Annotated in this window: 2 protein-coding genes; both read left to right on the top strand. The window is 71.4% G+C overall.

Features of this window, described 5'->3' with window-relative positions:
- On the top strand, positions 1-380 hold a 380-nt coding region (locus tag BST40_RS28355; RefSeq protein WP_083156629.1), incomplete at its 5' end, for a PE-PGRS family protein.
- 327 nt (positions 381-707) lie between these two features.
- Positions 708-812: PPE domain-containing protein (locus tag BST40_RS29890; RefSeq protein ID WP_142276870.1), on the top strand; the 105-nt coding region annotated here is incomplete at its 3' end.

Raw genomic sequence — 812 nt, 5'->3', positions numbered from 1 at the left:
GCATCCTCTTCGGCGCCGGCGGCGCCGGCGGGGCCGGCGGGGCCGGCGCCGGCCGGGGGTCCATCGGCGGGGCCGGCGGTGTCGGCGGCACCGCCGGGATGCTCTCCGGCGATGGCGGGGCCGGCGGCACCGGCGGGTTCGGCGTCGCTACCGGCGGGGCCGGCGGCACCGGAGGCAAGGCCGGGCTGTTCGGCGACGGCGGTGGCGGCGGCGACGGCGGGCAGGGCTTCGGGACCGGCGGTGCCGGTGGGACCGGCGGCAACGCCGTGCTCATTGGCAACGGCGGTAACGGCGGTGAGGGCGGGACCGGCGCCCCGCCCGGCACCGGTGGCACCCCCGGCGCGGGGGGGCTGCTATTCGGTTTGGACGGGTTGACCTAGCCCGGCGGGCCGCGGCCGCGCGGCCCAGACCTTGTACTTGGATCGTGCGCGCTCGATCGACCCTGATGTGCGCAGCTTGTGCTGACGACGGATCGGATGCAACAAACGGCTGGCAGTGTTCGACCAAGGGGATCCACAGGCACCGCCGTCGCAAACGCCCAGTCGCAAACACCGGAGCCGTCTGGTGCGCTTTGACCAGATGCCGAAATGTCCGTCGGGTCGAGGTGAGCGGGCTGCGTTAATCAATTCGATCGGTGAAAAGCCGGAGAAGTTGCTCCGTTCGTTCTACCGTTTTGTGGTGGGGGTCTGTCTGGAAGGACGGGTCCGATGAATTTTGCCGTGTTGCCGCCGGAGATCAACTCGTTGCGGATGTTTGGGGGTGCGGGTTCGGCGCCGATGTTGGCGGCGGCGTCGGCGTTTGGGTCGGTGACC

Origin of the sequence: Mycobacterium persicum (assembly GCF_002086675.1) — a bacterium.
GTDB lineage: Bacteria > Actinomycetota > Actinomycetes > Mycobacteriales > Mycobacteriaceae > Mycobacterium > Mycobacterium persicum.
The sequence above is the reverse complement of the archived record's forward strand: the minus strand, read 5'-3'. Positions and strand labels throughout refer to the sequence as shown.